Source organism: Paenibacillus sp. ICGEB2008 (assembly GCF_000307675.1).
Lineage (GTDB): Bacteria > Bacillota > Bacilli > Paenibacillales > Paenibacillaceae > Paenibacillus > Paenibacillus polymyxa.
Window position 1 is genome coordinate 334694 of sequence record NZ_AMQU01000026.1, and the last position, 19364, is coordinate 354057.

At 41.5% G+C, this 19364-nt stretch carries 19 protein-coding genes; 3 read left to right on the forward strand and 16 right to left on the reverse strand.

What is annotated here, in order from left to right; all coding sequences use genetic code 11:
* Positions 1–111 precede the first annotated feature (111 nt).
* From C400_RS0122370 to C400_RS0122420, 11 genes are all read right to left on the reverse strand, one after another.
* Positions 112–1071 carry a hypothetical protein gene (locus C400_RS0122370; RefSeq protein ID WP_017428277.1) on the reverse strand — a complete coding sequence of 320 codons (960 nt, stop codon included), beginning with the start codon at positions 1069–1071 and terminating at the stop codon, positions 112–114.
* 159 nt (positions 1072–1230) lie between these two features.
* Positions 1231–1719, reverse strand: coding sequence for a hypothetical protein (locus C400_RS0122375; RefSeq protein ID WP_017428278.1), 489 nt, complete (start codon positions 1717–1719; stop codon positions 1231–1233).
* A 174-nt stretch (positions 1720–1893) separates the two neighbouring features.
* Positions 1894–2532 carry a hypothetical protein gene (locus C400_RS0122380; RefSeq protein WP_016821728.1) on the reverse strand — a complete coding sequence of 213 codons (639 nt, stop codon included), beginning with the start codon at positions 2530–2532 and terminating at the stop codon, positions 1894–1896.
* Between the two features lie 218 nt (positions 2533–2750).
* On the reverse strand, positions 2751–3323 hold the full coding sequence (locus tag C400_RS0122385) for a hypothetical protein (protein ID WP_016821729.1): 573 nt from the start codon (positions 3321–3323) through the stop codon (positions 2751–2753).
* A 152-nt stretch (positions 3324–3475) separates the two neighbouring features.
* The gene (locus C400_RS28180) at positions 3476–3823 is read right to left on the reverse strand and encodes a hypothetical protein (protein WP_017428279.1); all 348 of its coding nucleotides are present in this window, start codon (positions 3821–3823) and stop codon (positions 3476–3478) included.
* A 399-nt stretch (positions 3824–4222) separates the two neighbouring features.
* The gene (locus tag C400_RS0122395; protein ID WP_016821731.1) at positions 4223–4450 is read right to left on the reverse strand and encodes a tyrosine-type recombinase/integrase; all 228 of its coding nucleotides are present in this window, start codon (positions 4448–4450) and stop codon (positions 4223–4225) included.
* Positions 4447–4623, reverse strand: a complete 177-nt coding sequence (locus C400_RS28185) for a hypothetical protein (RefSeq protein ID WP_016821732.1) — start codon at positions 4621–4623, stop codon at positions 4447–4449. Before C400_RS28185 ends, C400_RS0122395 begins: the two co-directional genes overlap by 4 nt.
* 192 nt (positions 4624–4815) lie before the next feature.
* Complete coding sequence (locus C400_RS0122405) at positions 4816–5196, reverse strand: immunity 22 family protein (RefSeq protein WP_016821733.1); 381 nt, start codon at positions 5194–5196, stop codon at positions 4816–4818.
* A gap of 158 nt (positions 5197–5354) precedes the next feature.
* Positions 5355–7418, reverse strand: coding sequence for a methyl-accepting chemotaxis protein (locus tag C400_RS0122410; protein ID WP_017428281.1), 2064 nt, complete (start codon positions 7416–7418; stop codon positions 5355–5357).
* 283 nt (positions 7419–7701) lie between these two features.
* Entirely contained in the window at positions 7702–8241 is a 540-nt protein-coding gene (locus C400_RS0122415) for a CueP family metal-binding protein (RefSeq protein WP_017428282.1), read from the reverse strand.
* A 135-nt stretch (positions 8242–8376) separates the two neighbouring features.
* Positions 8377–10764: a polyprenyl synthetase family protein gene (locus C400_RS0122420; RefSeq protein WP_017428283.1), complete on the reverse strand. Its 2388-nt coding sequence runs from the start codon at positions 10762–10764 to the stop codon at positions 8377–8379.
* Positions 10765–10942: 178 nt separating this feature from the next.
* Here C400_RS0122420 and C400_RS0122425 point away from each other — a divergent pair, with 178 nt between their 5' ends.
* Positions 10943–11512, forward strand: coding sequence for a TerD family protein (locus C400_RS0122425; RefSeq protein WP_017428284.1), 570 nt, complete (start codon positions 10943–10945; stop codon positions 11510–11512).
* Between the two features lie 43 nt (positions 11513–11555).
* Here the strand turns inward: C400_RS0122425 and C400_RS0122430 are convergent, their stop codons facing one another.
* The 4 genes from C400_RS0122430 to C400_RS0122450 form a co-directional block, all read right to left on the reverse strand.
* Positions 11556–12476, reverse strand: coding sequence for a hypothetical protein (locus tag C400_RS0122430; RefSeq protein ID WP_017428285.1), 921 nt, complete (start codon positions 12474–12476; stop codon positions 11556–11558).
* Positions 12477–12688: 212 nt separating this feature from the next.
* Complete coding sequence (locus tag C400_RS0122440; RefSeq protein WP_017428286.1) at positions 12689–13630, reverse strand: ADP-ribosylglycohydrolase family protein; 942 nt, start codon at positions 13628–13630, stop codon at positions 12689–12691.
* A gap of 83 nt (positions 13631–13713) precedes the next feature.
* Complete coding sequence (locus C400_RS0122445; protein ID WP_017428287.1) at positions 13714–14802, reverse strand: hypothetical protein; 1089 nt, start codon at positions 14800–14802, stop codon at positions 13714–13716.
* Positions 14802–15797, reverse strand: a complete 996-nt coding sequence (locus C400_RS0122450; protein WP_017428288.1) for a hypothetical protein — start codon at positions 15795–15797, stop codon at positions 14802–14804. The genes C400_RS0122445 and C400_RS0122450 overlap by 1 nt, the downstream gene beginning before the upstream one ends.
* 181 nt (positions 15798–15978) lie before the next feature.
* Between C400_RS0122450 and C400_RS0122455 the strand changes: the two genes are divergently transcribed.
* Both C400_RS0122455 and C400_RS0122460 read left to right on the forward strand, forming a co-directional pair.
* Positions 15979–16629 (forward strand): hypothetical protein, encoded by a 651-nt coding sequence (locus C400_RS0122455; RefSeq protein ID WP_017428289.1) that lies wholly within the window; start codon positions 15979–15981, stop codon positions 16627–16629.
* A gap of 34 nt (positions 16630–16663) precedes the next feature.
* Positions 16664–17233 carry a DUF1697 domain-containing protein gene (locus tag C400_RS0122460; RefSeq protein ID WP_017428290.1) on the forward strand — a complete coding sequence of 190 codons (570 nt, stop codon included), beginning with the start codon at positions 16664–16666 and terminating at the stop codon, positions 17231–17233.
* 111 nt (positions 17234–17344) lie between these two features.
* Here the strand turns inward: C400_RS0122460 and C400_RS0122465 are convergent, their stop codons facing one another.
* Positions 17345–19090: a methyl-accepting chemotaxis protein gene (locus tag C400_RS0122465; protein WP_017428291.1), complete on the reverse strand. Its 1746-nt coding sequence runs from the start codon at positions 19088–19090 to the stop codon at positions 17345–17347.
* Positions 19091–19364 lie beyond the last annotated feature (274 nt).

Sequence of the window (19364 nt, forward strand, 5' to 3'; positions counted from 1 at the left end):
GTCTGCCTGATTCACTTCCCTGAAATGCCTCGGGCAGACCAAGGGCCGGGTTCGTCCCGGCCCGACGCGTCGAATGCGATGTTAGGCGATGGTGCTGGCATCTCTGAAAAATTATACAAATAAGTTAAAGTTCTTAAATGCCACCAACTTATTAGGTTTGGTCTTTCCTTTACTGGTATTGCATATCTGATAGTATTTTTCCCTAGTTGAACTAGGGAGATTGTCCCATAAATCAGGGGAAATAAAGACATTTTCAATATATAGAGCAATTAAGTTAGAAATCGCAATCCTTTGCTCCTCCATTGATAAAGTCAATATTTGATCTCTAATAAATCGATACTTTGACTTATCTTTAGTAAAATAACTCATTAAAACATAAGTCTTTCCTGCATGTGGAAAAAATGTGAAAAAGAATGGAGAAATATACGAATTCATTTTATTAATTGTTTTTCCTTCATTGTCTTTTTCTATAAAAAACATAGAAGTAGAAGCAAAGCCATATTCTTGAGGCCAAATTAGAACATCTGTCGTAATTCTATCAAACCTACTGTTATCTAAATACTTATTCATTATAATTTTGTAGTTCTCAATTACTTTCAAATGATCATCATATAACCGGTATCTTGCTCCCAATTCAGTATGTAAATTACGGGGATCATCTTCAACTCTCGCTTTAATTAATTGATATGCACTATATCTCTCGTAATAACCAAGTGCAAAAGCCCTGTAAGCAAATAGAAAGTTATGTTGGCTATCAGTTGGTTTATAATCGTTATTCTCAATTGGACTAAATATACTCGAATCATGATGATTACAAAAACCGGTAAAGGTAGAAGCCTTGTCCCTTCCTACTTTAAATAATTTGAAGTTTCCTTTATCCAGATATACTTTTGAAAAATCAATAGCCATTACTTCACTGTTGCGTGAGAGTTTATTAAGAATTCCATTGTTTTGTATCGAATGAGCCCTACTAATTCTATTGCAAAATTCATCTTGATGAATACAACCTGAAAACAAGTTATTGTTTCTCATCTTGTTAAATTTTATGTTTTCTTTAATATTTGAATTCATTTGAATCACCTTTTTTATAGATTTTAATGATTTCAGCACTTTCGCCTAACGTTCTTGTATTCATGACCCAGCGCATGCTGGGTGTCCGGCGACTGCCGGACCGAGGACGAATGTCCGATGCATGAATATTATGTTATCTGCTGTTTCTCACTTCTTTGACTAAACAGTAAGCAAGTTTTTTAACGACCATTCATTATCATTTCCGTCTTTCGAAACAAACCAAATATGAGTGTATTTTTCTGGCTTGTATATTGCATTTTTATTTCTAAGAAAATCACTCATTCCGAATATAGGAGAAGCGTTCCTAATTAAAAGCGCTATTGGATATGCAGCATCATACTTCTCTATCTTTTTTTCCTTCTGTTTCAGTAGTTCATTAAGAACCTGCATATAGCTTGCTGAATTTTCTAATCCATGCATTTCCTCAGCCGATCTTCCAAATAACATTTTAGCTTCGTCGGCATCGTAGAATAGGTGAGTTACTTCTAGACCTACTAATCCATCTTTTATGCTCTTTAAGATATAATCTGGACGCTCACGTCTCTCTATTACTTCTAAGTGATCTTCGCGATTTAAATTATACAAATCTACAAAGATGCTAACGGCAGCTTCTTCTAAGGCAGATTTTTCATCATCATGATTTTTCATTACTTCTCCCTGCCTAAATGTATTTGAGAAATTGCAGATAACGTTTCTGAATTCATGAACCCCGAAGGGGTTGTCTGTTGAAATGCCTACTTGAGATCCATCTATCAGACCAAGGCTCCTTTCGGAGCCGCTGCTTGAATATTATGTTAGCTGAATTAACTGACTTCATTGAATTTACTGTAGCCCATCCCCTTCAAGAATAAATTTCAAGAATTTCTTTCCGTACAATGAAATTTCAACATCTTTTCTATCTTTATCTGAATCACTTCCACCAATGTCTTTCAATGTTTTCTTTATATTTAGTAATCCATTGTTCTCTAATCTTCTATCTATATTTCTTATCAAACCATGTTCGTCACTTCCTTGGACAAAAGTAATAGTTTCTTCAGTCAATCCGGCTAAATAAAATAATCTTTTCAGATCCAGGTATCTTAAACTCCTTAACATATCATAAAAGTTAATTATTACCGATTCATTACTATTCTGTTCAATAAAAATATTTTCAAAGCCATTAAGTATTAAATTTATTTTTGCATCTTCATGTTCTTCAAACAAATCCGAAAAGATAATTCGGAAAATCCTTTGACTGATATATTCGGATGATAATACAGAATCTGCTGCAAGGTCCGATATAAAATTAATTTTTTTGTCATGCTCTTTGAATCTGCGAATTAGCCGATTAATTTTAACTGTCTGAACTAATTTTCCTATGTAAGGCACAAAATCAATTCCATTTTCTAATATTTGCCCAAAGTATGGATTTATCATCCCTCCTTCTTGAATTACTTCATTAAAGATTTCCTTATCTGTCACTCAATATCACTCCTTGTTCTCTCAGATATTTCAGCTAGCGTTCCCGCATTCCTGACGTTCAAGCAGCTTAAGAGACCAGAGGGAACGGGTCATCATACTTAGCTGGTTGAATGTATCGCCTGAATTAACTTCCCGAAATACCTCTCGGCGATCAAGGAGCGACCGTGACGATGTAGGAATGTATTGTTATAAGATGTGTTAGCCTTCTCCGATACATCCTATTCAAATAAATGCCCTAAAAAATCCTCTTGCAACTTTTGTATACTTTCCTCTAAAAGACTTATAAATTCTTCAGCCCTTAATTGGTATGTGTTTACTTTATCTCTTATAAGTTTTATGTCTCCTGTTCCAATGTAATCATTTTTCAAATCCCACAGAGCCTGATCAAGTTCAATTCCTGATTGTCTAATTTTTGTGTACATATCACTATACTGTTTTATTACAACAATACGTTTTAAATAAAAGGTCTCTAGTGCACTGTGACATTTGACCCAAGTTTTTGCGATCTCCCAAAACCTCTCATCAAATTCTCTTATTCTTGTTTTTATATCACTATTTAGGTATCTGTCATCAAATGGAATACTAAGTGTTCGATTTTCTTTTGTATTCTCGAGAAATTGAAAAAGCAATTCGATAAATTCATCATTAGCTTTTAATCTTAAATCTCTTTTGAATTTTTCTGTTTCATTCTTATATGCAGCTTTCCTCTGTCTGTTAACATTAATAAAAGAAACTAACAGACCGGCTAGTGAGACTACTAAAGCAATATAAGAGATGTTTATGGTCTTCATGCTCTATCCTTCCTTTTCTTTTATCTTGCTGGCATTTCTTATAACGTTCTTGTATTCACGACACCTGACGTGCCAGGTGTGTCCGGCTGCCTCTGCTTCTCTGAAATCCCTCAGCCGGACCGAGGGCGTATGCCCGATGCGTGAATATTATGTTATACGGAGTCATCTTCTTCTCGAGAAACACAAACTAATGTCCATGCATTTCTTGAAAAGACATTATCAATGGCTATGATATTCATTAAGTTATATATCTCCATTGGTTTAGAGTATAATTCCATAAATTTATTAACGGTAACAGGCAAAAAATTTCTGGTTGATCCATGCCACGACCACATATCTCTATTTTTAAATTCTTTCATGATATTCAATTTGGTTTCATAGATAAATCTATATGGATCACCTCTCCATTCTTCTGGAAGATGAGATAATATTTCATTCAGTCCGGCAGCAATCCAAATCAGGGCTTGCTGCTCATTACTTTCTTTGTTGTTCCATAACATTTCAGCTGTTCGATTAAAACCGACTACTGTATCCCAATCAGCACCTAAAATGCCTCGATCATTTAGTTTCTTTGTTCTATATTCAACTTCATTGGTTGGCCACCAATCTATTATTTCAGTTCCAATATTAAGATTAGGATTTAACTGTGGTTGTATTTTAATTTTTTTTAAAACTTAGTTCGTCAATAGATCTATAGCTATACTCTTCAATAAAGTGCTTCCAGTATGAATAGACTTCTTTCCATGAAAAATCATTAGAATTCATATTTGGTCTCCTCTTATGTAAGATGATTTCGTATAACGTATTATTTACGAACTTCCGAAAGAATGCTCTCTTCGCCATATTCACGAACTTCGTGAATCCTGCACTTTTCTCCTTATTCCGGCACTTTCTGCGTTTCAATCCTCCTGCCCGCTCATCCGATCCAATGGACTTTGAATCCGCCCAATGTCCCGTCTGCTCACATGTGTATACCGCTCCGTCGTTCGCACACTCTGATGCCCTAGCAGTTCCTGAATATAGCGAAGATCAATCCCATTCTCCAGCACATGGGTCGCAAAAGAATGCCTTAGCGAATGGATACTTACCTGTTTGTGAATGCCCCCTTCAAGCCAGTGTCTTTTCAAATACTTTCTGCGCTGAACGTTCCGTCAGGTGGCGGCCTTCCCTCTGCCCTGGAAACAGCCAGTCTTCTGGCTGCTCCACCCCTATATACTTCTCGACCACCGCAAAAGCCGCTTCGGAAAGCAGCGTTTGCCGAACCTTCCTGCTTCATTCCGATAAAGTAGGTAATCTTCATCTCGCTTGTCTCCTTAGTATATCAGCCGTTCAAAAAATTGGAAATCTATTTCCGCATAAAAAAAGGGCCTTAAGGTGGAAATTCACCTTATGGCCCTGATTCTTTCGGATCAAATTATTGATTCTTTAAGTTCAATTTTCATTATCATAATTACTTAGAATGAGACTCCGAAGACAGCGGAATAGTGTAACGTTAATCTCTTGCATAAGGATATGCGACTAAAAAGCGTAGTTTCTCACCATTTTTTTCAGGCAAACTGCTTGTATTACAATCATATATAAAGAACAACGAATTATATTTACCATCTATTTTACTCAAATCATGTAATAGTGGAGATAAAAAAGAATCAACATAGGAAACATCTTTTATACCATCATCTGCCCCATCCATCAGAAAGACTCCTTCAGCAAAATCTTCGTCAAAATCATCTATTTCATGATCATTCAAAAAACCGCTAAAAACATCCTCATTCTCATCTTCCGGGTATTTGATCTCAACATATTCAAACAACTCATCTTCAGAGGCAAAGTGACCGTACCAGACGGACACCATATTTTTTTCAAAGCAATTCATGTCTTCACCCCGCTAATATTTCATTTTATACGTATGGTCTATCTCTATCCCGCACTAACTACCATGCCCTCTACCCCTCAACAGCTGTTGAAGCTAAAAAGCCCGCGCTGATCGCGGGCCTTGCTGTATATAAGTCAAAATCATGCCTAGTAGACTTGTTACTCCACCTTAAACTGCTTTAATTCGTCTTGCAGCTTAGTGGACAATTGGTTTAATTGTTTGGATAGTTCAGCAACCTGTTCGAAGCTCTCCAATTGTTCCTGCGTGCTGGCGCTAACCTCTTCGGTTGAAGCGGAATTCTCTTCGGTGGTGGAAGAGATGATCTCCAGCGCTTGTAAAATCTCATCTTTGTGCTTGTGGACTTTGGAGGTGTTGGTGCTGATCTGGATCATTCGCAATTTCAAATCTTCCAAATCCTTGTTAATACTAAAGAACACTTGCTTCGTGTCCTCTACTGATCTCGCATTTTCTTCTGCAATTTTCAGACCGTGAACGGTATGCTCAACCGATACGCTGGTTTTTTCTTCGATGACACGGACCTTCTTGTAGATTTCCTGTGTGGCCAGCGCCGTCTGCTCAGCCAGCTTGCGAACCTCCCCGGCAACCACAGCAAACCCTTTGCCCTGTTCTCCTGCACGTGCAGCTTCAATAGAAGCATTGAGCGCTAACAGGTTGGTCTGCGTTGCAATTTGGTTGACCGTATCCACAATGCCTGAAATCTCATGACGACTCAGGTCGATATCCTGGATAATAGCCGACATCGCTTGTGTGGAATTATGATTTTCTTCCGCCCATTTGGATAGCTGATCTACTACTGTAAGCCCTTGTCCGCTTTGTTCGGCAGAGGTTTGCACCATCGTTTCGATGGTTTTGGCATCATTGGCAATTTCGTCAATTTGGCCGGATAATGCTCCGGTTTTTTGTAAAATGTTATCCGTCTCGATGGATTGGTAGTTTGTCGCATTGGCAATTTCATTAATTGCTGTCGCAGTATCGTTCATCGTGATTGCGGTTCTGGAAGAAATGGATTGCAAATCATGAGAAGACTGATTCAAGACTTGAGCTGAGCCGCCCACCATTTGGAGCATACCTTGAATTTTTTGAACCATATTGTGAACCCCTTGAGAAATTTGCCCGATTTCGTTATGGGAATTCGTATCAAACGGAACGGTCAAATCTCCATTTTCAATCAGTTTGATTTTGGCAAGCAATTTCGGGATTGCTCTTAATAGATAACGGAGCGTTATATAACAGATTACCACGAGCAGAATGGTGGCTGCGGCAAAACCGCCAATCGTAATCCAGGTAAAGGTTCTTAATTCTGAGAGCGCCTCTTGTTCAGAAATGGTTAAGCCTACGGACCATCCCGTATCTTTACTGGTTGCATACCCAATGTAACGACGCTCGCCATTATCATTAATGAGCTGTACTCCAGACTCGCCAGCAATCATTTTCTTACCGATCTCGCCAAGATCACCTGTGCTTTCGGTAATCTTTTCTTTCAGCACTTTATTTTGATCAGGGTGATACAAAATATCACCTGTTTTGGATGCAAGAATCGAATAGCCTGTGCTTCCAAGCGAATAGCTTTGCATAACGGCAGGGATGTCTTTGAAGGCAATATCCACAGCTGCAAAGCCGATTAATTGGTTGCTGCTATCTTTGATCGGATAGAAAATGCCCATGACCACATTCCCTGTATTGACGTCCTTATAGGGTTCTGAGTAGTACAAACCGTCTGCTTCAACAGCTGGCTTGAAGTACGGACGCGAATGGATATCGAAATCCGGCTTGGAAGCAGCACCATCATTCTGAAGAAAGAAGCCTTTACCATGTATTCCTGCAATCCATGCGTCGGCAAAAGATGGCTCTTCCTTGACAATCGCTGCCAGAGTCGCTTGGGTTGCCTCAGCATGTGGGGAAGTTTTCACCATCTCTGCTGATTCGGTGGTTTCTATATATTGTCTAAATAAAGTGTTGGTTGACATTTGCTTGACTAGCGAGCCCTTTTCCTTAAATAACGCGTCAAATTGACTGACAGTGGCCTGCGTCTTGGTCTGGAGCATGGCCTCTTGCTGCTTGACAAGCATGCTTTGCGTGCTTGCATACATGAACGTCCCCAAGGTTGCAAAGACGACAACGATAATAACTAACAAGACCATGGCCAACGTGTTGGCGATGCTGGATGATCTGAATACGCGCTTCTTCATATTTTGTGACATGCTGCCATCTCCCCGAGGAATATTGAGCGAAAAGCTCTTAGATAATATGTCGGAAGTTTGCAGCTGTTTGAATAGGTTTTTAGTATACACAATTTAAAGTTTTGCTATCTGATTCCTCATAGATTTCTTCCCAACCTGTTCGGTAACTCTAGCAAAAGATTAGAGCAGCACAAAGAGCCTCCGTCAGACGTAGGCTCTTTACTAAAAGTTATAAACACGCAGGGTTATGCGGACTTAAAGTGTACGAGCAATCAAGTAAGCTCAACCTCTTTATTCTCTATCGTTAACCCAACTGCATCGTTGTGATACATGTATCGTTTTTCTCATATGTAGAGAATTCCGTTTGGGCCGTTTTACCTTCATGGTTCACACTAATGCGGTAGGTTTTATCTCTTGGCAGCCATAGATCAATAAAACCATTGGGTTGTGATTTCATGGCAGCATTCTCCATGATGATATTCCCTTCGGAGTCGTGAACGGTCACATTGAACGCCCCATTTTTTATTTCGCCTTGGCAACCAGTTAGACTATGAGTTGCACAAGGGTGGGTCTCTTCTACATATGGCGCAATCGAAACAAAAAACTCGTTGTCAGGCAAATCATAAGTTATGGGTTGGGTGTTGTCTCCATTAACAATTAACTGACGGGAATTAATGGAAGCGGACTGAGCTGTTGCCTTGCCTGCGCTGATATCATGCACCAATTGCTTGATATCTGTTGTCCCGAGCTTGTCCGCTCCTTCTTTCTGCATATTTCCTGCAATCAGGTATGTCCCCAATGCCGCAACAACCAATCCTGATGCGACCAAGATTCCTTTTTTCATCTGGAGTTCATCTCCTTGTCCGTTTTAAATCATTATAAGGGAGAACGCACCGTAACGGACAAAATACGGTACTGAAGTCACCAGATATTCACATCTTTGCTTGTTTATTCAGACATATCTGGGGCACAATTCTTTTTAACGATCCCGGTTCACAATATAATTCATTAGATGCTTCAGAAAAGCGATATTGCGGGGCACCTCTTTTAATGCTTCCATGGCAAGGCAGTAGTGCTCCCACATCTCTTTACTGGCACCTTCGTAACCAAGGATGGACACAAAATTCGAATTATTGTTATCCGAATCCTGACCCACAGGTTTTCCAAGTAAGAGCGTATCTCCTTCCACATCAAGCAAATCATCTTTGATCTGAAAAGCAATCCCCATATGATAGGCGAATTTCTGCAAAGCGGCAATCTCCGACTCCTCGGCCTGTGCAAGCATGGCTGGCATAACAAGACAAGCCTCAAACGCCACTCCTGTTTTGTAAAAGCACATCATATTCAGCTGCTCCAAGGTCAAACTCTTTCCTTTGGAATCCAGATCCATCGCCTGACCCATACACATATCCTCTGCCTTACGGGCCGAGTATTGGATCAAGGCAAGCACAGTCTCAGCATTGAACTGGCTCAGCGATGCTTGTTCCCCGATGGCCTTTTGGATCAGATATAGACCGGTTAATTCCGCAGTAGCACTATTGTGCACCTGATGTAATGTCTGACGCCCTCTACGGGTAGAGGCGTTATCCTGGGAAGGCAAATCATCAAAAATCAGGGAGGCTGTATGCATATATTCCAATGATCGCAGAAGAGGTACGATTGCCGATGCGTCTAATCCATATTCATTTACGCCCATGACCCAAGTCAAAATAGGTCGTATCCTTTTCCCATCCCCCTCAAGACTATAATTGGCAGCATCAATAAGCTGTTCTTTCATGACCTCGATCCCAGGAGGTTTGGTAATTTTCAATTGGTTGTTAATCTGATCACGGACTGTTTTGACCGTATTCATAAAGTCTTCCTTTTCCCTCGAATCGTTTTTCAGATGGGTAATCATCTGGTCCCGAAGCAGCTTATCGAAGAAATCTACATCCTCTGCTTTGCCTACCATCTTCTGAATGAGACGATTAAATTCAGGATTTCCAGATGCAAAAATCTCCATTATTTCATTGTACTTTTCTGCACCTACTCGTTCTTTATAACGTTTGAGTCCATTTATTGCACGGTCCAGTATCACCTCACGAGCCGTGGCATCGGAATGATACACGTTATGGATCAAATTAGAAATGACCGCCCAGTATAGTTCGAAGGGATTGATCAAATCCGATCTTTGATGATGATATTTTAAATAATAGGTATAGGGTGTTACCCCACCATCTCTCATATCATCAGCCATATCCGCAAAATCATCAGCAAGCTGGTTATAGATACCATAATAGAAAGTTCGTTGCTCGAACCCTTCATCCTCAGGAGCACTAATCACGGAACGGACAATCAAGCGGGAAGAAGCAGATTTTAAAATAACGGGTATATAAAGCTCTTCATTGGTGTAATGAGCTCGCGCTAGATTCTTATCCCGGTCGATATCTTGAGAATGAAAGAAAACGTAGGACTGCTCGAAAAAGGTTTGCTGTGTGTCTGGCCGCTGATGTGCCTTAATATACTCAAAAGCATCCGAGAGCTCCGAATGGATATAGCGAATGAACTTCATATGCTCGCCAGTCCAGTCGCCCAGCTCTGGCACAGATCCGGTAAGAAGCGCGGTACGTATCATATGGGAGTATTGTTCTTTCTCTTGAACGGTCAACAGCTGAGAATCGAGAAGATCATCAATAAAAGGGTAGGTCAGCCCATAGGAGTACCCAAGCCTAATCGCTTCATCCAGTCTGCGCGAACGCTCAACAGGTGGCACGGCTTCGTCCATTTCTTCCATCACATGCAGAATAACCCCAATGATGATTTTAATCAGTTTGCGCTGAGCGTGCTCTGCATCCATTTCCTCAGGAATATGAGAAGATACAGAGTTAAGCTTGTTGATTAGCCAGATTACAGTGGCTTCGATCCCTTCCTTTTGAGACCACCGATACACCCCGGCTATATTCATAAACTCCGGTTGATTTCTTCTATTAGCACGGGTGGGTTGAAGCAAATATCTTTTCACGTCAGCAATAATGCGCTGAATCCGGGTCTGTGTGTTCGCAGAATCTAGAGCCTTGCCTAGATCCCTCATGTAAATATAAGAGACACTTCGCTTCAGATAATCATCCAATTTGCCTGTGTAACTCAGCCATTGAATGTATCTGTCATAATCCCGAGTATCCGGCTTTCTCTTATTCCGCGAAATGAAGGATAACCATGAAGAAGGACGGATATGATTCCTTTTCCATATATGGATATCTTCTGTAAGAGAAGTCACATAAGTCTTATCCTTGACCTGATTATAGAGTGATGCAAAATACTGAAGTGCCTTCTGCTCAGCCAGCTGGTATCCTGTATCGGCTCGAAATTTTTCATTCATATGATGCATTACCTCAACTTCTCATTTTGTTTAAACATGGTTGCATTTATCCCTAAGGGAACGAATTTGGATCATGTTTTTATCTTTATACGGAAAAAATTCTGTGAAGTTACGAATAGATTATATCCTTCTATATATATGCTACAATTTCAGAGTAAAGCAAAAATAATGATAGGGAGGCATAACGTTGAGTATTAGTCTAGTTAAAGGCCAAAAGATAGACCTGACCAAAAATAATCCACACTTATCCGTGCTGAAAGTAGGGCTTGGATGGGACCCTATGAGGGGTAGAAGCATGGATATTGATGCGTCAGCGCTGCTTCTTAATGAGAACGGCAAGCTGACTCAGACGAAAAATCTAGTATATTTCGGAAACAAAAATAGCCCTTGCGGGGCCGTCGTACATAGTGGTGACAACTTGACAGGACATGGTGCCGGTGATGATGAAGTCATTACTGTATCCCTTCAACAACTACCACCTGAAGTGCATAGAGTCGTATTTATTGTGAATATATTCCGTTTTTTCAGCTTTGGTAGACGTAAGGATTTCAGTATGGTGAACAATGCTTATATTCGAGTATTGGATGCGTCGCAAGATGAAGAGATTCTCCGATACAATTTGACAGAGGACTATAAAGGGATGTGTAGCATCCGTGTAGGTGAAGTATACCGCTATGGAGGGGAATGGAAATTCGGTGCTATTGGGGAAGGCAGCACCATTACCTCCCTGAATGAGCTTGTCAAAACGTATGAATAAGTATTTTTGGTGTTAAGGAAAAACCCACGTCTGACGTGGGTTTTTATGCTATCTCTTCAACAGCCACCTGATACAGCAGAGAACCTTCACGGAGCAGCAGGCGGTCTTTTCTGAAATCCTGTTCGTGCGGCTGAAGGAGCTCTTGATCGTCATTTAAAAAGCGAATGTGTTGTCCTTTGCTCAAGTTGCCTGGCTTCACATTCCTTTTCAAGACATATTGTCCATTCTTGCCATACCCGCCGTCGAACAAAAAGTGGTACCCATCTGTAGCCACCCCGGAGCAGCCGGAAATTCTCGGATTCATAAACGTAATATTCGTACGGTCGCTACCGGAAATATGCCCTAATGAAAAGTCTGAATAGTAATAAAACCAGATTTCCTGTTCGCTAACCACGTTCAAAGCATAGCAATCATGAATGTCTGCCGCTTGGTTTTCATATATTTTATGCCCCTCTTTATTCCAGGCGACAAGGCCGGAGGACCCCACAGGCTCATTCCAACCATAATTCCCGAATATACCTTCATCAAAATAACTGGTCCAGATCGTACCTTCTTTTGTAACCTGAACACTCTGGATACCGTCTCCAAGCAGCAGTTCATTCACGGTACGACCTTCATAATCAATAACTTTACCATTTAGATCGTATTGGCCGGTTCCATAATAATGACAACGCGCTCCGACGAGTAACAAATAATTTTGTAGAGGCTGTACATAATGATAGTTAAACTGCTGCCCCTCCACATACACTTCTTCAATGTGATCGTCCATAATGAGTATCTTGTAAGTACGTCTCTCTTTAAGAGAGGCAGGCGTGAACATCCCCCGCACTCGTTCTGGGACTTTATCAATGAGCAAAATATACACGCGTCCATCAGGACCAAATTGGGTCGAAACGATCTCAAACCCTTCTATATTATTGGAAATATCGACAAATGAATGAAGCTGTTTATCTAGATGTGACAATGTAGTTCCTCCTCTGAGAGATCAGTAAAGTGAAGTTTTATTTGTATTGGATTTCATTTTGGCATAACGACAAGTAACTGAGGAGGGTGGAAGTATGGCGATATGGGTAGTAATCCCAAGAGATGAGTCATCGGCAAAATATAGCGAACAAAAAAAGCTGGGTTCTGCTTCATAAGAAAAGCAACCCAGCTTGATCTTTATAGATGTTCCCCTTAGAGTGTCTGGCCCTTGTCGGCCTTCTGCCATAAATCCTCAGTCAGCTCATCAATCGTCTCTTTCATCGCCAGCTTCTCGCGCCAGTGACTCGGGATACTGCTTAACCCATAATAAGCCCCTGCAATCTGGCCGTACACTGCTCCGGTCGTATCTGCGTCATCCCCCAGATTTACCGCCAGCAGTGCCCCCTCTTCAAATGAAGCCGAATGGTGAAATGCCCACAGCGCAGCCTCAAGGGAACGAATAACATAACCGCTTCCTTGGATTTCAGGCGGCTCCTTATGCTTGTAAGATCCCTGAATGATTTCTTCAATGGCTGCCGAATAAGCTGACTGGTCCTTCCGCCGCCACTTATAGCAGACATCGGGTGATAACATGGATTCTTTGTCCGCTCCCCGCAGACCTGCCACAAGAATTGAAGCAAGCGCGGCACAGGCCTCCACACTTTCGACTGCTCCATGGGTGGTGCGCGAGCTCAGCTCAGCGTACATCACGGCCTCTTCCGGGCGGTTCGCATAGGCCATGGCGACAGGTGCAAGCCTCATAATCGAGCCATTACCGGCAGTCATGGGGTCAACGGACCCGCTATACGGATCTCCAGTGGCTTCGAAGCGATGCAGTGCTGTTCTCGTCGCACCACCGATATCAAAGCACGTTCCCGTGCTGCTCATATATCCCAGGTGGTACCAATTGGTGTAGCGACGCATCTGGTCCGCTGGATCAAAGCTATCCTTTTGTACCATACTCTGCGCCAAACATAACGCCATAGACGTATCGTCCGTCCACTGCCCTGCCTTCAGCCCAAATACACCACCGCCTACAATATCCGTTACAGGTTCGAATGTGCCTGGACTGCTAAATTCTACTGTGGTTCCCAAAGCATCACCTACGGCCAGTCCAGCGAGACATCCATAAAAACGCTCCTTGTTAAGTGCCATTTTGATGTACACTCCTTTGTAATTGTTATAGCTAATGCATATATTTCCATATCACTAGGAAGGAAGAATATCCGGTACGCCATTTATTCGTCGTAGCTCAAGGCTGTACAACCGCTATCTGGATTTAATTCAATGAAAATTCCTGCCTCTTGATGGTAAATGAGCGGAAATCGCTCCGTATCTATATATTCGCGCACACCGCTTGAAAGCCGCCATACCTGAAGCGGGACTTCTTTTCCCCATAAGAATAATCGGTCGCCGCAAACGGTCATATCCGCTTGGGGATATGGATAAATCCCGTCTTCTTCAGGCTTACAGTTTAGTGGCGGGATCGCAGGAAGCACTCGTCGATACCCAGGCTGAGTCATATCGAATAGGACAACCGCCGGTTCCACTCCCTCCTCTCCCCAATCTTCCTCCTCCAGTAAATCGGCATCCATCTGTCCCCATACCGCCAATGTATCAGGTCCTGTCCAGCATATTGGCCCATCCCAATCTATGGTTTGCCAAAGATGGCGAACTGACGGACCGTTTTCCGATTCCCATGGGTTCAGTAGCCAATCGGATAATGACCAAGTTCGGACCACTCCTAAGGGAGCCCATACCCATCCCGTATCCGCAATCCACTTTCCCTCTGGAGAAGCCAGCAGCCTTCCATGAAAATAATCTAGATAATGCTCATCTTTGCTTTCGCTGTTATAAACCGGGGTAGGTCTTGCTGTCAAAGGCAGCCCTGTTTCTACATCTGTCAAATCCAGCCGGTTCCATTCCGTTCCATGAACAAGAATACATGCACCGTCTTGATGTACAAATGCCAGGGGAAACATACTTTTATCATAGTGGTATTCGTCCCGCGATAATTGCATTTTTTCTTGAGCATGGACTAAATCATACACTGCCGCATGCCGGCCAAAACGATTGGATATGGCTACGTACTTGCCGTCAGGGCTGGTCACCATTTGGACAGGTTGCAGGGGATTAAAATCAGGAATACAAATACGTGTACACAATTCGGCATTACCAGAGCAAAGCTCTAGCCTCCACAGTTCTGCTTGTGTGTTCAATGCCAGCAAGGTTATGCTTCCCTGAGAGCCACCCTTTAGTGGATAAATGGCTGTAAGACGTCCGATCGTCTGTGGTAAATCGGGTAAAGAAACGTGATGAAATGGCATCATTTAACCCCTTTTAATCTGGATAAATAATAATTTATACCCGTATTTGTGAAGCTGGATTTATCGATAAAAAATCTGAGTTCAAGCAATGCAGACAATACTTTCATAAAAACACCCGGTTTTTTCTTGCAGAAACATTTAAAATATGTAATTTCGCTAGGATTACTTTTGAGAATAAAATAGGAGTAATTCATCATGATCATATTGGAGATGAACTGCTCTGTTGGAGATTGATGTTCATTGATACAGTCGATCAGCACTTCTAATAACCTATTTTTATTAGAGTTATAGGCTTGTATAAACCTCGTTGCTTCTGCAAACGACTTGTTGAAATCATCATACGGAAAATCATATACATCATGACTGCCCAAGATGAAGTTGACCAACTGGCCTTGCAAAATTTTTATTTTTCCCAGCGTTGCTCGGGTATCCATATCCATCTTATTTTTGTTAATATGCTCATGCAAAATATCAATTAGAATGTGCAAATCATACTGCTGTCCGTCTTCCATACTGTACAGTATCTTATTATTTTCAATCGTTAGACGATCATAAATGTCATCTCCTAAACCCAATTCAAATAAGAGAAGGTGAAGAAAAAATAGCCTATCCTGAGTAAGTGAGAATTCATTCCCTCTCTCTGCTAGATGTGAAACTTGATATTGATAATAAACACAACATAAGTTTTTTCTGCAATAAGCAACATCTTTATGTATATCAAACATGTTAAAAATAAGCGCGAGCAATCGAATCAGACGTTCAGCATCCGTTACGCTTAGAATGGGATGATCCATTTTGGTAAATAGCGACCTGTCAAATAAATCATGCCATCGCACTAAAGAAATATGATCCTGCTCATTTATATTCAGAGTTAATATTCTTAAATTTTGCTCTTGATCAGGATAGGAATAAAATAGATATTCATGACTTAAATCAGAAATGCGCTCATTAAAGTAGGCTCTTAATTTGTAATCGTATATTTCAGAAAAAGACATTTCTCTCCTCCTTGCACCTTATCTTCGAACTCCTATATTGTAAAATTAATCAGGATCGACTGGCAAGGTAGCATAATTACAGAAACATATGTTCTTCATTTCTATATTATGATATCTTAATGCTAAAAGTAAAACGTGATGTCGCAGGTCATAGCCTACGACTAGAAAGGAATACACACCTATGAAACAGTTAAACGAAGCGCTTACCCGGTTTGTACACCAGCAAAACTTGTATAATGAAACCTACGGGCTGTTCCAAGACCACGATATCCAGCCCCGTTCAGAGAGTATAACAGATTGCTGGGACAGTCGGATTCCTCTATCTCCTGAGCTTGCGTACATGTATAGCCACTATGAAATGATCGATGCCAAGGCAGCGGGAACACACAAATTGAAAAACGCGGCAGTTGAAGTTGGGGATGCCGCAGTTCTCTTTTTTGTCGCACCAGAACATTTATATCGCCAACAGTTGGGTTATCGCTTTATTACGTCTGATGAGCTTGTTCATGAGTCATCTTCATGGCCATCCCATCATGTTGTAATTGCCACGTTTAATGACGATCCAGTCATTGTCGATACTAGCGCACCCGGTTCGCCTGTATACGCTGCAATTGAAGGTGGGGCAGCGCAGCAGGTTGCTGACTCTTTAGCTAACTTCTTTACGGCTCTTTCCATCCTGATTGAAGGTGCCTGTACCTTTAAGGGAGAATTGATAGATGAAGATACATACGAAACCAAAGCAGCATATATCGAGCACGTAAAACCATTGCTGCATCATTTGTTGGGCGAAAACCAAACCACGTATTTGCTGAATTACCTATCCTTTTGTTAGAAATCCTATTGGTTAAAGAGAGGTGGGGCTTTTTATGATCTATATCGCATTACTGCGGGGCATCAATGTCGGCGGCAACAACAAGATCGAGATGAAGAAGCTCAAGCAAACGTTTGAACATGCAGGTATGGGGCATGTGACGACTTACATCAATTCTGGAAATATCATATTTTCCAGTCAGGAGCGGTCCAACCAGGAGCTATCGCTCGTACTGGAACAGGCGATTCTGGAGGATTTTAGCTTACCCATCCGTGTCATCGTCCGTAATATGAAGGAGATTCAGAGCATTATGGAGGCACTGCCGGATGAATGGGCTAATGATACACAGATGAAAAGTGACGTAATGTTTCTGTGGGATGAAATTAACGATATTACCGTTCTGGACAAGCTTCCTTTGAAACCGGGAATTGGGCACGTCATGTATACGCCCGGGGCGATTTTGTTTTCTGTCAGCAAGGAGCAAGTCACCAAAAGCGGATTAACGAAATTAGTTGGCACCAAGCTGTATCAGCAAATGACGGTGCGGAATGTGAACACAACCCGGCAGATTTATAAGCTGATGCAAATGGCTGAACAGGAAGAGTTACGAGATTTGGACTCCTGACTGGATGACGAAAGCAATCTAGTAGAGTCTGCTCAAAAAGGGAGCCTTCTTACGGCTCCCAACTGTTTTTCTTCGTCCTTCATTTAAATACCCATCACCGTATGGTCCTCGTTAAATTTTAAAACCTTCGACCAGTCCATTCAGTCGAGCAGCGCTTTCCTTCACCTGATCAGATTGTTGTGCCACATCAAGAGATTTCTCCGTTGATGAAACCATATTCTCTGCAATGTGCTGAGTAGATATAGCAGACTGCTCGCTGGCGGTTGCAATCTCATGGATCGCTCTCACCATGGTTTGGATGGTTTCATTTACCTGCTTAGAGGTAGCGTTCAAATCATTGACTGTGTTCGTATGCTCAACAGCATCAGTGTAATATTGTCCCGCTGTGTCCTCAAGCAGCTGATAATCCTTGCCCACCTGGGTTTGCAGGAAGTGCAGTAATTCTTCGGCATTGGTAGTCAGATTTTCTACAGACTGCACAACCTCTTGAGTAACACTCTGAATTTGGTCTACCGCGTGTTTGGAGCCGTCTGCCAACTTACGAATCTCATTAGCTACAACCGCAAACCCTCGACCTGACTCACCGGCACGAGCCGCTTCAATAGATGCATTTAGGGCCAGCAAATTGGTTTGTGCCGTAATTTCCAAGATAGACTGAGAAAGTATACGAATTTGATCTACTGCCTTGGCTCGTTCTAATGCTTCTGTCATCTTTGCATTAGCCTTCTGGTAAATTTCCTTGGCCGCTTTATTGGATTGACTAGCCGCTTGCTTCAACGTTTCGGCCTTTACACTTGTATCATAGGCAGACTGAGCTCTTTCTTGAGTTTTGACTGAGATGTACTCTGCTGCCCGCTGCATTTCATCCGCAGAATGATTCATATTTTCGGTGTATGCTGAAGTCTCCTCCATAGCTGCTGACAGCTGTTCGACCGTGGCGGATACATCGCGAATCCGTTCATTGAGATCTGTCATATTCAGATTCGTCTGATCGCTAAGCTGGTTAATTTGGCGCGACTCATTGATCACGCCCGTAATGACCATTGAGGTTGAATCTGTCATTTGCTGAATAGCACGAGCAATGACAGCGATCTCATTATTTCCTTTGAGCAAGGCAGGATCAAGGGCTGCCGTTAAATTGCCTTGGGTAATTTCTTCACAGTATTTCGTAATGGTGCTCATCCGAGAACGAATGTTTTGAATGGCCACAAAGGAGATTGTGATCAGAACAGCCAGTACGAGAGCCAGAACCGTGATCAACACAATTGTGCGCATTTTTATCTCATTTTGCGTATTTTGATATAGGTTGGCGGATTGCTCATTGTTATAATCTGAAATGGTAGTCAGCATCGTAACTATGGCCGTACTAGATTTATTAATCCGACCTCTCTCTTCTGTGTCATAGGTTCCAGTATTTTTTTTGACGGCCATGATCTGTTCAATATCCTGAAAATACGTGTCTATACTGCCTCTTAGTTCCTCATACAATTTCTGTTCCTTTGCATCCAATGTCCTTTGTGAAAATTCATTTAGCCCGGTTGTAACACTATCCTTTCCTTTCTGTACCTGCTTATATTGTTTATCTGTATACTCTTTATTGTCGAGTATTTTTGTATAATTGGCCCGCATATTGTAGAAATCACTTTTGACTTCAAGAATATTGGTTTGGTGTTGAAAGCGATCCACATACAAAATACCTTGACCCTCTTTAGCTTGATACATACCGATAACCCCTACCAACGATACAATGAGCAAACCCACCAAGCTGATCACAATCATGGAGATCATCGTTGTTGTGACCTTTAAATCTCTAAGCCCTTTTCCTTTTTTCGTCCTGTCCGATAGCTTGTTACTCATCCAAACCCCTCCAGCTCGTCTATGGATAATAGTTCACGCTGCTCTCAACTTTCACGAGTACTCCGATCCCCCTTGATGCTGCCCTCCAAACAACAATATGAAGTAGATTACAAAACGTGATGCTATATATATCGGTAGAAAGCGCTTAAATTTATAAGTCAAATTACAGTACTGCAAAAATAATGAATATTATAACAGGCAAATTTATACATGGACTTGCTACGTAAATCCACAATTTTAGTACTTATAAGCATGGGGAGTTTGGTAAACTAGA